Below are 16,265 nucleotides of genomic sequence, written 5' to 3' on the forward strand. Positions count from 1 at the left end.
GGCAGCGGCCGGTTCTGCCATTCTTTGGCAATCGGCAGAATTCGATCCGTCATTCGCGAAATCATTTCAGCAGAGGCATCCACACCGTAGATAGACTGCAGGTGAGCCGAGATATCCCGGGTCGTCATGCCTTTTGCATACATGGACAGGACCTGATCCTCTATATTTGAGATATCGGTCTGGTTCTTTTTGACTGACTGCGGTTCGAAGTCACCCTTGCGGTCTCTGGGGACGTCGATCGGGATATCTCCGGCCGAAGAGGTGACTGTTTTAGGGCTGTAGCCGTTGCGGCTGTCATCTGTATGCTTGTTCTTGTAGTCATATTTGCTGTAACCGAGATGGTCATCCATCTCGGCTTCCAGCATCTGCTGGATCGTATCTCCGAGAAGATCCCTCAGCATAGCCTGTACGTCCTGGGCGTCTTCCGGTTTGTAGTGGGAAAGGAGACTCTGAATAAGCGCTTTTCTTTCCGGTGTCAGTTTTCTCTGTCTTGCCATAAAAATATCCTCCTGGATTGAATTTATCTTAACACCAATCCAGGAGGCTTGCTTTCTTCTCTATGGAGTTTACACAGAATTTGTTATACTCTCGGCAATTTATACATTTTCCCCGATATAGTCATTCAACTTGTATGCAATAACGCAGGGCGGAATCGAATGACGGCATATATTTCATTACGCCCTGCATGCATCTCTTCAAAGCAGACCGACAATGTTCGATCGGGTTCAGCTCCGGTGAGTAAGGTGGCAGGAATATTACTTTATGCCTAAAACCGTTTGCTATGTTTTCAACTTTCTTCTTGCGATGGAACGACGCGTTGTCCATTATTATCGTGCTGCCTTTTGACAACTCCGGACATAAAAAGTCTCGGAACCACGCTTCAAACAGTTCTCCGTCCATAGTGCCGTCGTACTGCATCGGAGCCGCCAGTACACCGCGGATCAATGCGGCGGCTATTCCCGTGCGCCTGTATTTACGTCCGCTCACTTTACCGTAAACCGGAGCCCCACGCAGGGACCATGCCCGCTGCCTGTAGATATATCTGTCTATACCAGTTTCGTCTATATATGCGATCGTATCAGGCGGTATATCTTTGATTTTATCCAGATACTCCGCTACTTTTCGGGCGTCTTGTTCTTTATATGTTACGCTCTTTTTTTCTTCGTATAATTCATTCTTTTCAGCGCTTTCGATACGGCGGCCTTGGAGCAGCCGAATATTTCCGCCGCTTCTTTAAGATAGGCGTTCGGACGTTCCCGAAGAAATTCTTCAAGCTTCTTAGGGTCTATCTTTCTGAAATACTTCCTTCGCGGCTTGTCCTGGAAATCGCCCTGCTCGTCCAGCATCTTTTTCCAACGGCACAGCGCACATGTCCCGACGTTGAAGACTTTCGACGTCTCTCTGTAGGAGTGTCCGTCAAGTATGTATTTTATAGCGCGTTCTCTGAGGTCTTTAGAATATATACTGTCATGAATATAGGATACACCTTATCGTTATTCTTATATGGTTAATGGACTATAAAATAAATCAAGAGCCCGAGAAGGCAGGAATCTGTCAATAACCAGAGAAAATGTCACTCTAATTGTTCTGAGAAAATGTCACCCCCTCCCTGTTTGTGTGTTATTATATATGCTAGGGTTGATTTTAAATCCACCCCGCCAGGGGTGGTCCGAAGCAGGCTTGTGTGGTGACACAGCGCCTGCTTTCTTTTTCACGCCTACATCGATCGCTTTTTGCGCCCTAAACACCTTCTTCATTAGGACTGGCATGCCGTTTTGTATGACGTAAACGGCCCCGTCAAAGGTTTCCCTGACTTCCAGTATTCTTCCACGAACAAATACGGGGCTCTTTTCATCCTCTGGAGTATATATCTCCCCTTTGTATGATATGGTATTCCCCCCGCCGGCCCTTCTCGTGTCCCTTATGGAGAAAACAAGTCCGAGATCGATGCTTCTGTCAAAAGGCATGCAGGCGCTACCGTCCTCATGCGGCAGCACTGCAAACCTGCGGTTATAGTCGCTGATAAAACCTTCCGCTATCATCTTATTAGCGTCAGCGATGTTTGTGATGGATGAAAACCTCAATTCGGCGATGAGCCTGTCCTGAAATGTATTCCAGAGCCTTTCTATACGTCCCTTGGCCTGAGGGCTGTGCGCCGTTATCTGCTTTATACCAAGCTCATACAGCGCCTTGCCGAAGTTTGACAGCGGCAGCTCCGTTCCGCTCAAAATCTCATCGTCGGTCAACTCCTTGGGCGAACGGAATATAGTATGGCGGTCGCTGTATATGGACAGAGGCAATCCATATGCAAGCATCCCTTGTTCCAGCGCCGCGGCATAGCCGCGCATACATTCAGTTTCAGTAAAGAACGCCCCTGTAACGACCCCTGTCGCATCGTCTATATATGCGTGCAAAGTTGCATATCCGTGTTCTTCACCAAACCACTTGTGTCTGCTTGCATCGGTCTGCCACATAATACCGGCGGTCGTCTTCCTTGGACGCGGCCGGTGCTGTTTTGCTTTATGCTTCACCGCCTTCTTGCTCTTTATACCGGCTCCTTTAAGCACACGGAACACCGAAGAACGGCTCACAGACATTCCCTCCGCTTCGTTCAGGCGTTCAGTGAAATGAGAGAAATTATAGTCAAAATACCTCCCCTCAAACAGCTCGACAATCCTCGTTTTAACCTCATCTGAAAGAGCGTGCCTCGGCTTCCGTCCCGCGTTTCCATGCACCATCCCCCTTGCGCCGTTTCTGGCAAAGCTGGCTTTTAGCCTTATGATTTGTCTTATAGAAATACCAAGCTGTTCAGATGCCTCACCATTAGTCACTAAGCCTGATGACGCGGCTCCTATAATCCTTACCCTTCTCGCTTCATCGTTTGTCATACTCATCATGATCTGCCTCATAGTGACATTATCTCAGAACGATTAGAGGGTGACATTATCACAGAACAACAACACGAGAAGGCAGGAATCTTGACTCTTGTAAGAATGTCTGTTATTTTCAAGGCAGGTGGACACAGTCAGAAGCTGTGCCTCAGCTGTGATTTGACCGCCCTGTTCTGCGCCGGTGCGGGGGTTACACGGAATTTAGGATAGACTCAATAAGTTCAGAGCCGGGTTTCGAATGCCGCATCGGCGGCATTACGGGAAGCAAAAACGCGGAAGTCCGGTCAGTCAGCCGGCGTCACGCGCGTGTATGCCAGCCGCGGAATTTATAATTCATATCCCGCGCAGTATCGTCTCCTCTCTGCCGGCGCCGACCCCTATCAGCAGCACGGGGGTCTTTGCGGCATCTTCGATGAAACGCACGTAGTCGCGCGCGGCCTCGGGCAGCTCTGCGAAGCTGCGGCACTCAGCTATGCCGCGCTTCCAGCCTTTAAGCGTCCGGTATACCGGCCTGGCCTTCGCGAGCTCCGCGCAGCTGCTCGGGAAGTGCTTCTGAAGCTTTCCGTTTATCTCGTAAGCGGTGCATATTTTTATCTCGTCGAAGTCGTCGAGGACGTCGAGCTTCGTCAGCGCTATGCCGTCGAGGCCGTTGACGCGGACCGCGTAGTCGATCGCGACGAGGTCGCACCAGCCGCAGCGGCGCGGCCGTCCGGTCGTCGCGCCGAACTCGCCGCCCTTTTGGCGCAGCAGCTCGCCCGTGCGGCCGAACTCTTCCGTCGGGAAGGGGCCTTCTCCGACTCTCGTACAGTAGGCCTTGGCGACTCCGATCGCGCGGTCGACGCGCGACGGGCCTATCCCAGCGCCGGTGCAGGCGCCGCCCGCGCACGGGCTCGAGCTCGTCACGAAGGGGTAGGTGCCGTAGTCGATGTCAAGCAGCGTGGCCTGCGCGCCCTCGAAGAGGATGTTCTGCCCGGCGTTCGCCGCTTCGTCTATCTCCAGGAAGGAATCGCCGAGCATCGGCCCAATGCGTCTGCCCCATTCAAGCGCTCTTTCGTATATTTCGCCGAAAGGAAGCGGCTTCTCTCCGTATATTTTCGTGAGGATGTCGTTTTTCAGCGAAAGCGTGAGCTCGAGTTTGCCGTGCAGTATTTCAGGGTTCGCGAGGTCCTCGGCGCGTATGCCTATGCGTTCGTATTTATCGGCGTAGCAGGGGCCGATGCCGCGCCCTGTCGTGCCTATCTTCGCGCCCTGGGAGCGCGCCGCCTCGGAGAGCCTGTCTATCAGCTTGTGGTACGGCATCACGACGTGGGCGCCGTGGCTCACTATCAGGCGCGCGAGTTTTTTGCCGCGCGCAGCGAGGCCGTCGAGCTCTTCAAAGAGCGTATCGGGGTCTATCACGACGCCGTTGCCTATTATGCAGATTTTGTCGGGGTAGAGGATGCCGGAGGGCAGAAGGTGGAAGACATATTTTTCGCCGTCGGCCACGACCGTGTGGCCGGCGTTCGCTCCGCCCTGGTAGCGGACGACCACGCCGGCTTTCTCCGCAAGGACGTCGACGACGCGCCCTTTGCCTTCGTCCCCCCACTGCGTTCCCAAAAGTATATCTGTGCGCCCTCTCATTGAAAAACACCTCTTTAAGCAAATCGTCAAGTTTTATTGACAATTATCTAAAAAACTGCTGTATTGTAATCTATGTTGCCTCGGTCGGCAATAGTTTATCCGTAAATTTTGACGTTTCTCAGCGCTAATTTTTTGCCGCGCGACATCTTCTTTATCGCGGCTTCCCGCGACATCGCTTCTTCCTTCGTGGCGAATCCTTCGCAGTAGAAGAGTTCGACGGGAAGGCGCCCCTTCGTGTATTTCGCGCCGCGACCGGCGTTGTGCGCGGCCAGGCGCTTTCGCAGGTCGTTGGTCCAGCCTGCGTAGAGCGTGCCGTCGGCACAGCGCAGTATGTACGCGTAAGCCGTCATAGCGTGTACGTGCCGGGCGCGTTTTTGTCCAGCATGTCGCCTCTTCTTCCGATGTCGAACAGCGCGCGCAGAAAATCCCAGAAGCCGCTTTCCCCGAGATCGACTATGGCGCCTACGATATCTGAAAAAAGCCAGTAGCTCAGCCCGGTGAACGCCGACAGGTGCGCGGCGCACTCGGGGAGGCTCTCCGGCACCACATATTCGAGCGCGCCGAGCGGATACGGCAGAGAATCCCACGATAAGCGCCGCGCCGCGGTAACGGCCCCGGCTATTACGACGGCGATGAGAATCGTGGCCAGGATTTTTCTCTCTTTCATCTGATTTTAGCTGAACGGAGGGCAAGGAGCCCTCCGACTCCGTCGCTTTTACTCCACCGTGACGCTTTTCGCCAGGTTACGCGGCATGTCTATATCGCAGCCGCGCTGGCGCGCGATGTAGTAAGCGAAGAGCTGCAGCGGTATCACCGCTACGAACGGGTAAAGCTCCGGCTCGGTCTCCGGCGTGAAGATTATATGGCTCGTGTAGTGCCTTATTTCTTCGTCGCTCTCGGTCGCTATCGCTATGATCGGCGACCTGCGCGCCATCGACTCTTCGATGTTGGAGACCGTCTTCTCCCAAAGGCCGTTCTTCGGCACGAGGGCGACGACCGGCAGCTCTTTGTCGAGCAGCGCTATGGGCCCGTGCTTCATCTCTCCGGCGGGGTATGCCTCCGCGTGCAGGTAGGAGATCTCTTTCAGCTTGAGAGCGCCCTCAAGCGCCGGCGGGTATGCAAGTCCGCGCCCGATGAAGAAGAAGCCGCGCGCGTCGGCGAAGTCGCGCGCAAGCGCTTCGATCTCCCTTTCCTTCGAGAGAATCGTCGCGAGTTTGCCGGGTATGTCCATCAAAGCGGAGATAAGGCGCCTCTCCGACGCCGGTGAGAGCTCTCCGCGCAGCTTCGCGAGATACATTCCGAGAAGCGTCAGCGCCGTGATCTGCGCGGTGAAGGTCTTGGTGGCGGCGACGCCGATCTCCGGCCCGGCCGGCGTGATGATCGCTTCGCCGACCTCTCGGTGGATCGTAGAGCCGCGCACGTTCGTTATGACGAGGCATCTTGCGCCGCGGTTCTTGGCAAGCCGGGCCGCGTGCAGCGTGTCGGCCGTCTCGCCGGACTGAGAGACGAATATCGCGAGCGTCTCTTCGTCTATCGGGATGTTCCTGTATCTATATTCGGAGGCTACCTCCGTGCGTATCTCAAAATTGCCGAGCGTCTCCATGATACGGGCCGCCGCAGCCGTCGCGTAATGCGACGTGCCGCAGGCGACGAAGTGGATTTTCTTCCATTTTTCCGTCTCCTCCGGCGTCCACGCAAGCTCGTGGCTCAGATCGACCTTCTCGCCTGCGATGCGCCCGAGCAGCGTATGAGCCACGACGTCTGGCTGCTCGTGTATCTCTTTCAGCATGAAGTGCGGATATTCGCCGCGGTTCGTCATCGCGGCGTCCCAATCGAGATGCATAGGCTTCTTTTCGTGAGGGGCGCCGGAGAAATCGTAGAATTCGCAACCCTCTCTCGTTATGCGCGCTATTTCGTCGTCGTCCATGAACCAGACGTCGCGCGTGTATTCGAGCAGCGCCGTCGGATCGGAGGCGCAGAAGCCCTCGCCCTTCGCGTGCCCCACGACGAGCGGCGAGCCCTTGCGCGCGGTCCATATTTCGTTCGGCCTGTCGTAGAACATTATAACGAGCGCGAAAGCGCCGCGAATCCTCTTCGTAAGCTTCACGATGGCCCCTTTCGGGTCTCCGTCGTAGACGTAGCCGAGATACTGCACGGCCGATTCCGTGTCCGTCTCCGTGTGGAAGGCTATGCCGCGCGCCTCGAGGTCGGTGCGTATCTCGCGCGCGTTTTCTATTATGCCGTTGTGGACCAGCACGACTCTGTTGTCGCTTGAAATATGGGGGTGGGCGTTCCTCTCGGAGACGCCTCCGTGAGTCGCCCAGCGCGTATGCCCTATACCGAGCTCTCCGGTGAAATTCGCCTTCGCGACCTTTTCGGCGAGGACGGAGACTCTGCCCGTAGTGCGGATCTCCTGTATCTCGCCGCCCTTTATCACCGCTATCCCCGCGGAATCATAACCGCGGTATTCATGCTTCGCAAGGCCGTCAAGAATTATTTTCGCGGCCTCCTTGCAGCCTATATAACCCATAATCCCGCACATTCTAAGAATCATCCTTTCGCGGCTGATAAGCGTTACTTATTCTATAACATTATCACGACAAACATAAAGTCTTTTGCGGGAAGAACTAACTTTTACAGCCGCAGGAGGATATCACAGCCAGCGCAGGGCCGCATATTGGAACGCAAGAAAAACTTCGCGCGAAGGGTAAAGTTCGCGGCAGAGCGCGGCGCCGCCCGGCACGCGCGCCCTGATCATAAAGCCTCCGGCGTCCGCCGATACGAGCACCGACGACAGAGCGCGCTCAAGCGTCATATGCACGATGCGGGCGCAAATCACGTTGACGCGCTCTTCTTCGGCTGGTCTGCTCGTAAGAATCCGGACATCTTGGGCGCCGAGCGCGGCGGCCGAAGGCTCTCCCGAAAGAGGAGGCGCCGTGAATATCGCCTGCCCTCCGGGGAAGAGGCGCGCCGCGCGCCCCTCCGCGATAGTCCATCCTCCCTGAAATATATTTTCCGCGCCTACCGCCACGCGACCGCGGTAAAGGCTCACGACCTCGCTGGACATCTCATAGAGCCACGCTAAGTCGTGCGTAGCGGCGATCACCGCGACGCCGTGGTCCTTCGCTTCCATAACGGCGGCTTCCATTATCAGCTGCGCGCTCCTCTCGTCCACGTTCGCGGTAGGCTCGTCGAGCAGCAGCACGCGCGGGCGCAGGGCGAGCCGCGCGGCCAGAGCGACGCGCTGCACCTCTCCGCCGGAAAGCTGATACCACTGGCGCGACGCGAATTTTTTCGGATCGAGCCCCACCCTGGCGAGGCTCTCTTTCACTCTGCCGTCTATCTCCGAAGCGCCGATATTTCCGCGCAGTCTCAACCCGAAAGCGATATTTTCATATACGGAGCGGCTGAGCAGGTAGGAATCCTGAAGAAGATAGGTTACCTCGCGGCGAAGCGCGCTTTCGCGTCCGGCGGCGGGGCTGCCGCGGTAGAGCAGCGTGCCGTCGTCGTAGGGCAGCAGAAAAGAGAGTATCTTAAGCAGCGTCGATTTGCCGCTGCCGTTGGGGCCGACGAGCCCCGTTATGCCGGAGCCCTCTATCGTCAAATCGGCGATGTCGAGGCCGGGCGTTCCCCTTCCATAGCTCTGTTTAAGGTCGTGTATCTCATAAAGCGGCGTCATGAAAAATTACCACGGTAAAGGCGGCGTACCTCCGTTTAGGACGGCGCGCCGCCTTCTGCGTTTACTTCTTCTTTCTTCTCAAGATAATGAGCGGGATTACGGCGGCAAGCGCGGCGCCGCACGGCGCGGCGCTGCAGCCCGAGCCGCCGCCGTCGTGAGCCGTGCCGGTCAGCGGTATCTGATGCACGGCCTCGGCGTATTTCTGAGTCTGCGAGTCTAAGAGATAGTCAAGGAATTTCTGCGCCTCTGCGCTGACGTCGTTTCTCGTTATCGCGTAGAGATAGCGCGACACGGGATACTCGCGGGACGGACCCTCTTTAAGCCGTTCGTAGTTAGTCAGCGCCACTATGTCCACGCTGCCGGCCCGATAGGCCTCCGATTCCATTATATAATACATGCTGTCAAAGCCTATCGCCCATTTGTTTTCATCCCGCGCGATGAGAGCGGACATATCTTTCGGCGCCCTGCCGTAGCCTACGTCGTCCGACGCGTTCCCCTTTATCACGAGGTCTTTCCAAATTATGTACTTGCCGTCGCTCTCGCTGGTGGAATAGACGTCTATCGGAATATCGGGGCTGATCGATTCGTCAAGTTCGTGCCAATTCGTTATTTTCCCCGTGTATATGCCGTGGAGCTGGTCGAGCGTCATTTTTTTCACCGGATTGTCCCTGTGCACTATAGGCGGGATAGCGTCTATCACAAACGGCGTCTGAGAGAAGAGCACGCCGGCGGCTTCCGCGTCAGAGAGCGCCCGCAGCACTTCTTCGTTGTCGAGCTCGGAAAGCTGCCACGTCGAAAGCGCTATGTCGCAGCTATCATTCTGTGCGAGAGCTATTATCGCGGTGTTTTTATTATATTTGCTCTTGTTGATCGTCACATCAGCGCTACTCTCATAGGCTTTGAGCGCGGCTTTCGGGAACCACTGCGCGACGTCGGAGCCCGCGACGTATACGTGCGCGTCGGCCGGCGCGGAAAGCGCCGCGATCGCTATAAACAGCAGGATTACCGCTTTAAGAGCGCGTTTCATTCGAAGCCCTCCCTTTCATCTCTCCGCACAGCGGAAATTTATTTGCCGTGCTTTTTATTCCATTCGTCGGAGTTCGGGAAAAAGAGCGGCTCCCCGTACTCACTGACCTTGAAGTCCTTTATTATCGTCTGAGCCTCGTCGCCGCAGAGCCAGTCGACAAATTTTACGGCCTCGGCGTTGTTCACCTTCGGGAATCTCTTCGGGCTGACCTCTATGGCGGCGATAAGGTTGAGAAGTATCGGATCGCCTTCCACGAGCGGGACTATCTTTATGCCGCTTCTCCTGGTAAGATAGGTCGCCCTGTCCATCAGAGTATAGGCGCCGCGCTTATCGGCAAAAATCGTCGTGGGGCCGTTGCCCAGCTTGCCGAGCGAAAAGACCGTGTACCATTCGTCCATTTCAGCGTCGGGAGAAATGCCTGCGGCCCGCCATACCTTCATTTCCGCCACATGTGTGCCGGACATGTCTCCGCGGCTGATAAACGGAGCCTTCGCTTCCGCTATCTTTTTAAGGGCCTCCGCCGCCGATTTCATCCCTTTGATTCCCGCGGGGTCCCCTTCGGGGCCGAGGATCACAAAGTCGTTATACATGAAATCCCTGCGGTTCTGTCCGTAGCCTTCCGCTATAAACCGGTCTTCAAGAGCTCGCGCGTGAACGACGACGAGGTCGAAATTCCCCGTCTTCGCCTTCTCCAGCGTCGCGCCCGTGCCGGCCTTTTCAATGACGAATTCCGTTCCCGTCTTGGCCTTGTAGTTGTCGGCAAGAAGCGGGATTATGCCAGCGTCCACCGGTCCTATCGTACTTGAAAGCCTGATCGTGCCGGCGAAGGCCGGCGCACAGATAAGAAGAAAGACGACGGCCGCGATAAATCTTTTAATTTTTTTCATAACGTGAAAGCACCATCCTCATTTAATTTTGTGTCCTGCGGCGCAGGAAAGACAACGATATGTTAAGCAGCAGCGATATAAGTATCAGAATCACGCCAAGCGCGATTCCCAGCGCGAAGTCGCCCTTGCCCGTCTCAAGCGTTATGGCAGTAGTTATGGTCCGCGTGTGCCATTTGATATTGCCGCCGAGCATCATCGCCGAGCCGACCTCGCCGACGATGCGCCCAAGCGCCGTGAGAGCCGCGGTGAGAATCAGAAATCGGGCTTCCCACAGGCTCGCCGCGGCGAGCCTCGCGCCCGACGCGCCGAGGGTCAGGAGCGTCTGACGCAGACGGCAGTCGAGCCCTTCGACAGCGGAGGCGGTGTAAGCCGCTACGATAGGCGTGCCCAATATCACCTGCCCTATAGCCATTCCTTCGACGGTAAAGAGGAGCTCCCAGCCGCCGAGAGGCCCGCGGCGCGAAATGAACGCATAGACCAGAAGGCCGATCACGACGGTAGGCAGCGCAAGAAGCGTATCGGTCGCGGCGCGCACGGCACGCTTGCCTGGAAAGCTAAAATAGCCGAGCGCGAAGCCGAGCGGAAGTCCAAGCGCCAAGATCGCCGCCATAGAAAGGGCGGTCAAGCGCAGAGTGGTGGCGAGAATGACCATCGTCTCCTCGTCCTGCGCGTACAGAAGCCTGAAAGCCTGCACAAATCCGCGGGCGATAAAATCCATATAGCAACCCCCCGGTTCAGCCGTTATCCGTCATAAAAAACGGACAGGCGCTTCTGCGCGTCTGTCCGTCGACGAAAGCCGGTTTAATGCCCGTAGCGCGTTTCGGCTTCGGGGAAGAAGAGCTGCTTGCCTTCGACCTTGAAGTCCGCTATATCCTTCTGGACCTTTGAAGAGGTGATCCAGTCGATATACTTGAGCGCGAGGTCGTACTTAACGTTCGGGTGCTTCATCGGGCTGACCGCCATCACGCTGTACCTGTTGAGCAGCTCCTTGTCGCCTTCGCAGATGATCACGAGGCCCTTTCTGCCCTCAAGCCCCGCCTCATACTTTATGAACGTGCCGCGGTCGGAGAGGGCGTAGCCGTTCTGTTCGTCTGCGATGTTTATCGTCTTGAGCATCCCCTGTCCCGTCTGCACGTACCAATCCGCCTTGTCGAAGTCCTTAACGCCCGCCCTTTCGAGCAGCTTAAGCTCCGCCGTGTGAGTGCCTGATTTATCGGCGCGGCTGACGAGCTTCTGTTTTTTGGCGGCTATCGCGGCGAAGGCCTGCACGACCGGCTTGCCCTTGACGCCGGCCGGGTCGTTCGCGGGGCCGATGAGGACGAAGTCATTGTACATGACCTTGCGGCGGTTCACCCCCGCGCCCTCCTCCATGAACCTATCCTCCTGCGAAGGCGAGTGAGTCAGGACGACGTCCACGTCGCCGTTGCGCCCGTATTCGAGAGCCTTGCCGGTACCTACCGAGACCCACTGGATCTCTATGCCGGTATCCTTCAAAAGGATAGGAGCGAGATAATCAAGAAGGCCGGTGTTGTCCGTGCTCGTAGTGGTGGCCATACGAAGCACGGGCGCTTTCGCCGTCGCGAACGAGCCGAAGACAAGCAGGCAGGCGACAAGGCACAGCGCGATAATGGAACTCTTTCTGCTGATACGCATGGGTAAAAACCCTCCTCGTGTAATTTGTGCCGCATTGCGGCCATAATAAAACCCGCGCGGCAGGGAGGAAGGAAAAGAACGTTCACGCACTTTCGCTATCCCCTTTCCATCACGGGAGACGGCCCCGTTTCCAAGGCCGCCCTAACGACCGCCTTCCATAGCCGGAAGGCCGTAGGAAGAACAGTTTCAGGGACGTTATGACGCATACGCTTCGCCGCAGGCCAGGCAAAAACCTGCGACGCCGTTATTGTACACTATCACGGCGCGCTATTTCAATACGTACAAAATATATACAATGAAATTAGGCGAGGAATGTTGGGGGCATTCCTCGCAGAAGTGGAGAGTTGTTGTGTTTAAAACGTTCCTGATAAATAAACGAGCCGTACCCCTTTGTACAGAGCACGGCCCCCGATAAGCAGAGCAGCCCTTCTCCTTTCCAAAGGGAGGCCGCCGCGTTTCCTCGACGACCCTGTCGGCAGGAGAGCCATGGATCACCTTCTTTAGGCTCGGCTGCTCGGAGAATCATTTTTTATCATTGTCGTTTATGGTACAATAAATGCTGGAAAAAGACAAGCGCTAAAAGCTTTTTTGCAGAATTTTATGCCGAAATGGGGGCGATAGCATGACTACACTGCGCATCCCGCCCAACATTCCCAAGCCGACGCTTGAAGAGATGAGGGCATGTCCTATCATAAAACAGTTCGACGACCTCGGAATATGGTTCGGCATCAACCCGCCGTGCATCGACGCTCGCGAGATGGTCCTCCACATCTCCGACACGCCTCAGACTATGTACCATTATCTGCGTAGAGCCCTGCGCAGATTGAAGCCGGCGTGGATAGTCCACACTGGGGACTTCGTCGACAATGTGAAGCTGGAAAAACGCCCGGGGTTGATCGACCTCTATCGCAAAAAAATCAAAGATTTTTTTGCGATTCTCGACGAAGAGGATTACGGCGCGATCGTCGTCACCGGAAATCACGACGACGTCCCCACGCTCCTTTCGTACAGGCACAACCCTTCAGTACAGATTTGGACCACCCCAGGTTCCTTCTCGCTGGGAAAATTTTCCTTCCGCGCGGGGCACACCTATGAGGACGTCATGACGGAGCCTGCGCAGTATAACCTCTACGGGCACAACATGGTGCATCCCTCCGGTGTAGGCGCCAACGGCAATATGTACCTGAACGGACTGCAGGCAATGTACCTTATCCACATATACAGCGGCGAAGTGACCGCTATCCCCTATCCGCCGGGGACGGACGACGCGCGGCTCCAGCGCAGGCGGGTCTCGCTGTAGGGGATCGCGGACAAAAAGAGGCAAAAAAGGGAGGCAAGACAAAATGATATCTCTGATAAGGTCGGGGCCGGAAGCCATAGCCATGAAGATATCGGAACAAGTCACTGAGATCCGTCACAAGTTGAGCGCCTGGGGGGCGCTCATATCGCTGGACCCGGAGAGTTCGCTTAAAAAATACGGGCCGGCGCGCAGGCTGGTCTTTCTGCGGATACAAGCGGAAGACGAAAGCATCGACGAAACATACGTCTCCGAGAACCCTCTTGAAATGCTGCTGGCGACGCTGATAAACAGCCGCGTCTCAAGCGGCGTGGAGAGCATCGGCGTAATGCCCGGCTATGTGATGATGAGGCTGATGGGAGATATCGAGCGCGGCATCCGCGCCATACAAAAAGACCTCGGCGGCGAGATAATCGATTCTCGCCCCTTCTATCGCCCAGATATTCCCGGTACCTCCTCCATCGTCTACTTCACGCCCAAGTCGCTGGCGAAGTCGATACAGGAATACGACATATACCATAAGTCGCTGCTCGTCTCCGCGCGCTCCAAAGACGCCATCCTCCAGTACCTTTCCCTGCGCGGGATCGAATACCTCGGCACAGCGCTCGGCACGCCGGACTGGAACGACGTTGAAATAAGGATATGCGATTCCGACAAGCTCTTCGAGCTTCACCGCCAGAGACTGCTCACAGTCATACAGGGACTGCAGATGGGCATGGTCCTTGAGGAAAAATGGGAGCAGGAGCGGGCGCTGACGCGGCGGACGCTGCCGGTCTACATGATGAAGCTCTACACGCCTTTCGACGTACAGACGATAAAAAAGCTGGCCATGGGGCTAGAATACGATGACAACGGGCAGCGCTTCGTAGATTTCGACGTATACCACAACGACCGGAAGATATCGGCGTTCACAGAGCTCAATAAATTCCCCGGCAAAACGCGCAACGATATTGGAATCATGAACCGCAACGAAGTAATGAAGAATATCGACATCGATTCGATGAACGAGCTGATGCGGCTGGAAGCGGAAATCGAAAGAGAGCGCAAAAAGCGTCCGGGCGAAGTATCGGGGTAAAATAATTCAAAAAAAGAGAAGCGCGCTTCCTTTTTGAAAAATGAAGGCGCGTTTCTCGTCCTCGCGCCGCCTGCATAAATAAAACGAAAGAGCCGAGCTCTCGCTCCGAGCTTTACACCCTAACGGCGGCGTATTTTACGCAATTATAGCTTCCGCGCGAAAACGCACGGTATTGGTACGGCAAATTCTCTGAAGTTCATTATTTATATAAAGCGCCCCATGGAATTGGCTGTGTTTATTTTTTCGCAACCTTCCACCGTAAATTATTAAAATATTATTTTTACACGCCTGATCAATAGACTTTTGTTCTATTTATATCGACATTTTTGGCCTATAACTTTCTGTAACCAATATATCGAAAAATTAAATATATAATTTTTAAAAATTTTATATATAATCTTTTATGAAATTTAATATTGCTATTTAAAATAAATGATGATAAACTAAGTCATGACGCCAGAAATCGTTCAACGACAAATTATTTAGCGAGTTTTTTTAACAAGATTTTTAAATCTGAGAGGAAAGGAGAAGGCGTCACGCATTAACGCTCAATGCGACGACGCGTGATGGGGAGAGACCCAATTTCATCATTTTAATTATCGAAAGCGAGGTAATAAGTATGGCGGAAATCAAAAAAAGCGGCGAACAGTTCGGCAGCCGTTTGGGGCTTATCGCCGCGATGCTTGGGATGGCCGTGGGAACTGGCAACATATGGAGATTCCCTCGCGAGGTCGCCAGCAACAACGGCGGTGCATTTATCCTTATGTGTTTCCTGGCTCTGTTCATCTGGGCGGTTCCGCTCATCTGCGCGGAATCCGTCTTCGGGAAAAAATCGAGAATGGCGAACGCCGGCGGCTTCAAAACTATGCTCGGCGAAAAATATACCTGGATGGGGACTTTCACGGCGCTTACCAACGCGTTCCTGGGGGCGTACTACGTGGTCGTCGTCGGCTGGTGCCTCAAGTACCTCGTAATCATCCTGACCGGCTTTCTCTCGACGGTGAGGGAGGGCGGCGTGGAAGTCACGACGCAGTATTTCAACAACTTCGCGCTGACTCCTCCCAGCTATGAATCGTGGGTCTGGTTCATCGTAGGCATCGCGATATGCTCGATAGCCGTCTTCCGCGGCATACAGGGCGGCATAGAGACGGCCAACAAGGTAATGATCCCGATGGTCTTCATACTGCTGGCGTTTCTTTTCGTCAGGGTGCTCTTCATACCGGGCGCGATGAAGGGGCTCGAGTTTATGTACCACGTGGACGTAAAGGACTTCGGCAACCCGCGCATATGGCTCGCCGCCTTCACCCAGGCGGCCTGGTCGTCTGGCGCGGGCTGGGGTATGTTCCACATCTACTATATATACTCCGCCAAGGATGAAGACATCGAGCTCAACGCCTTCACCGCGACGTTCGGCGATATGGTGGCCGCAATGCTCGCCGGCATGGTGGTGCTGCCCACGGTCTTCGCCCTCGCCCCGAACCCGGAGGCGGTTAAGGAAGTGCTGGGCTCCGGCGCCAACGGGCTTACCTTCATCCACTTGACGAACCTCTTCGCGCATACCTCGGGAGGCTTTGTAATGGGGGCGCTCTTCTTCCTGGCGCTCCTCTCCGCGGCGGTAAGCTCCGTCATCGCGATGATCGAGACGGGGACGCGCAACCTTATAGACATGGGATTCCCGCGCGCGAAGGCCACGCTCTGCACGGCTCTCTTCTTCGCGGTCGTCGGCTCCTACTCGGCCCTCGACAACCGCTTCTTCAACAACCAGGACATGGTGTGGGGCGTAGCGCTGTTGATGGTCGGCCTCCTCTACTCGATCGGCTCCATGAAATACGGCGTGGAAAAGCTTTGGAACGAAGACATATCGCCCTGCTCCGACATTCAGGTGAAGTGGATGTGGTCGGTCATCAAGTTCTTCCCGTTCGAGTTCGCTTTCGTCTGGGGCTGGTGGATGTGGGACGCCAAATCATGGTATCCAGGCGAGTGGTTCAAGTTTTGGCCGCCTACGCAGTATCAGTATACCCCGGGCGTAATGGTGGTCGAGTGGGCGCTGGTGTTCGCAGTATGTCTCCTGCTCAACGGTTTCCTTTCGAAACGGCTAATTTACAGCAACAAGATAGACTGACGGCCCTTTTTCGG

The 16,265-nt window shown here is 55.2% G+C and carries 16 protein-coding genes and 2 riboswitches; of the genes, 3 read left to right on the forward strand and 13 right to left on the reverse strand.

Annotated elements, in window-relative coordinates; all coding sequences use genetic code 11:
* From EH55_RS10075 to EH55_RS10135, 13 genes are all read right to left on the reverse strand, one after another.
* Positions 1–497 (reverse strand): IS256 family transposase (locus tag EH55_RS10075; RefSeq protein WP_037977452.1); only part of this gene is annotated, 497 nt, incomplete at its 3' end.
* 121 nt (positions 498–618) lie between these two features.
* Positions 619–1,218 carry an IS630 family transposase gene (locus tag EH55_RS13930; RefSeq protein ID WP_081839541.1) on the reverse strand — a complete coding sequence of 200 codons (600 nt, stop codon included), beginning with the start codon at positions 1,216–1,218 and terminating at the stop codon, positions 619–621.
* Complete coding sequence (locus tag EH55_RS13935; protein ID WP_081839542.1) at positions 1,146–1,475, reverse strand: IS630 transposase-related protein; 330 nt, start codon at positions 1,473–1,475, stop codon at positions 1,146–1,148. Before EH55_RS13935 ends, EH55_RS13930 begins: the two co-directional genes overlap by 73 nt.
* Before the next feature lie 123 nt (positions 1,476–1,598).
* On the reverse strand, positions 1,599–2,897 hold the full coding sequence (locus EH55_RS10090) for an ISNCY family transposase (protein ID WP_051682821.1): 1,299 nt from the start codon (positions 2,895–2,897) through the stop codon (positions 1,599–1,601).
* A gap of 327 nt (positions 2,898–3,224) precedes the next feature.
* The gene (locus tag EH55_RS10095) at positions 3,225–4,511 is read right to left on the reverse strand and encodes an adenylosuccinate synthase (protein WP_037977458.1); all 1,287 of its coding nucleotides are present in this window, start codon (positions 4,509–4,511) and stop codon (positions 3,225–3,227) included.
* Positions 4,512–4,606: 95 nt separating this feature from the next.
* A complete protein-coding gene (locus tag EH55_RS10100) occupies positions 4,607–4,861 on the reverse strand; it encodes a GIY-YIG nuclease family protein (protein ID WP_037977461.1) in 255 nt (84 codons plus the stop codon).
* A complete protein-coding gene (locus tag EH55_RS10105; RefSeq protein ID WP_037977463.1) occupies positions 4,858–5,178 on the reverse strand; it encodes a hypothetical protein in 321 nt (106 codons plus the stop codon). The genes EH55_RS10100 and EH55_RS10105 overlap by 4 nt, the downstream gene beginning before the upstream one ends.
* Before the next feature lie 48 nt (positions 5,179–5,226).
* The gene (glmS, locus tag EH55_RS10110) at positions 5,227–7,053 is read right to left on the reverse strand and encodes a glutamine--fructose-6-phosphate transaminase (isomerizing) (RefSeq protein WP_037977464.1); all 1,827 of its coding nucleotides are present in this window, start codon (positions 7,051–7,053) and stop codon (positions 5,227–5,229) included.
* A 111-nt stretch (positions 7,054–7,164) separates the two neighbouring features.
* A complete protein-coding gene (locus tag EH55_RS13940; RefSeq protein ID WP_037977471.1) occupies positions 7,165–8,190 on the reverse strand; it encodes an energy-coupling factor ABC transporter ATP-binding protein in 1,026 nt (341 codons plus the stop codon).
* 61 nt (positions 8,191–8,251) lie between these two features.
* Positions 8,252–9,217, reverse strand: a complete 966-nt coding sequence (locus EH55_RS10120; protein ID WP_037977476.1) for a PstS family phosphate ABC transporter substrate-binding protein — start codon at positions 9,215–9,217, stop codon at positions 8,252–8,254.
* A 38-nt stretch (positions 9,218–9,255) separates the two neighbouring features.
* Positions 9,256–10,104, reverse strand: coding sequence for a substrate-binding domain-containing protein (locus tag EH55_RS10125; RefSeq protein WP_037977478.1), 849 nt, complete (start codon positions 10,102–10,104; stop codon positions 9,256–9,258).
* A 22-nt stretch (positions 10,105–10,126) separates the two neighbouring features.
* A complete protein-coding gene (locus EH55_RS10130; RefSeq protein ID WP_037977479.1) occupies positions 10,127–10,822 on the reverse strand; it encodes an ABC transporter permease in 696 nt (231 codons plus the stop codon).
* 83 nt (positions 10,823–10,905) lie between these two features.
* Positions 10,906–11,757, reverse strand: coding sequence for a substrate-binding domain-containing protein (locus tag EH55_RS10135; protein ID WP_051682822.1), 852 nt, complete (start codon positions 11,755–11,757; stop codon positions 10,906–10,908).
* A gap of 83 nt (positions 11,758–11,840) precedes the next feature.
* Positions 11,841–11,961, reverse strand: a riboswitch (molybdenum cofactor riboswitch).
* 209 nt (positions 11,962–12,170) lie between these two features.
* Positions 12,171–12,289: riboswitch (molybdenum cofactor riboswitch) on the reverse strand.
* 90 nt (positions 12,290–12,379) lie between these two features.
* Here EH55_RS10135 and EH55_RS13590 point away from each other — a divergent pair.
* From EH55_RS13590 to EH55_RS10150, 3 genes are all read left to right on the forward strand, one after another.
* Positions 12,380–13,057, forward strand: a complete 678-nt coding sequence (locus EH55_RS13590) for a metallophosphoesterase (protein WP_051682823.1) — start codon at positions 12,380–12,382, stop codon at positions 13,055–13,057.
* 43 nt (positions 13,058–13,100) lie between these two features.
* Complete coding sequence (locus EH55_RS10145) at positions 13,101–14,129, forward strand: hypothetical protein (protein WP_037977480.1); 1,029 nt, start codon at positions 13,101–13,103, stop codon at positions 14,127–14,129.
* Between the two features lie 619 nt (positions 14,130–14,748).
* Complete coding sequence (locus EH55_RS10150; RefSeq protein WP_037977483.1) at positions 14,749–16,251, forward strand: sodium-dependent transporter; 1,503 nt, start codon at positions 14,749–14,751, stop codon at positions 16,249–16,251.
* The last annotated feature ends 14 nt before the right edge of the window (positions 16,252–16,265 follow it).

It is taken from the genome of Synergistes jonesii, assembly GCF_000712295.1.
GTDB lineage: Bacteria > Synergistota > Synergistia > Synergistales > Synergistaceae > Synergistes > Synergistes jonesii.

Bases quoted from the DNA above. Each gene is read 5' to 3' on its own strand.
- EH55_RS10130 (WP_037977479.1), bottom strand. From the start codon at position 10,822: ATGGATTTTATCGCCCGCGGATTTGTGCAGGCTTTCAGGCTTCTGTAC.
- EH55_RS10120 (WP_037977476.1), bottom strand. From the start codon at position 9,217: ATGAAACGCGCTCTTAAAGCGGTAATCCTGCTGTTTATAGCGATCGCG.
- EH55_RS13590 (WP_051682823.1), top strand. From the start codon at position 12,380: ATGACTACACTGCGCATCCCGCCCAACATTCCCAAGCCGACGCTTGAA.
- EH55_RS10105 (WP_037977463.1), bottom strand. From the start codon at position 5,178: ATGAAAGAGAGAAAAATCCTGGCCACGATTCTCATCGCCGTCGTAATA.
- EH55_RS13940 (WP_037977471.1), bottom strand. From the start codon at position 8,190: ATGACGCCGCTTTATGAGATACACGACCTTAAACAGAGCTATGGAAGG.
- EH55_RS10150 (WP_037977483.1), top strand. From the start codon at position 14,749: ATGGCGGAAATCAAAAAAAGCGGCGAACAGTTCGGCAGCCGTTTGGGG.
- glmS (WP_037977464.1), bottom strand. From the start codon at position 7,053: ATGTGCGGGATTATGGGTTATATAGGCTGCAAGGAGGCCGCGAAAATA.
- EH55_RS10135 (WP_051682822.1), bottom strand. From the start codon at position 11,757: ATGCGTATCAGCAGAAAGAGTTCCATTATCGCGCTGTGCCTTGTCGCC.
- EH55_RS10145 (WP_037977480.1), top strand. From the start codon at position 13,101: ATGATATCTCTGATAAGGTCGGGGCCGGAAGCCATAGCCATGAAGATA.
- EH55_RS10090 (WP_051682821.1), bottom strand. From the start codon at position 2,897: ATGATGAGTATGACAAACGATGAAGCGAGAAGGGTAAGGATTATAGGA.
- EH55_RS10100 (WP_037977461.1), bottom strand. From the start codon at position 4,861: ATGACGGCTTACGCGTACATACTGCGCTGTGCCGACGGCACGCTCTAC.
- EH55_RS10125 (WP_037977478.1), bottom strand. From the start codon at position 10,104: ATGAAAAAAATTAAAAGATTTATCGCGGCCGTCGTCTTTCTTCTTATC.
- EH55_RS10095 (WP_037977458.1), bottom strand. From the start codon at position 4,511: ATGAGAGGGCGCACAGATATACTTTTGGGAACGCAGTGGGGGGACGAA.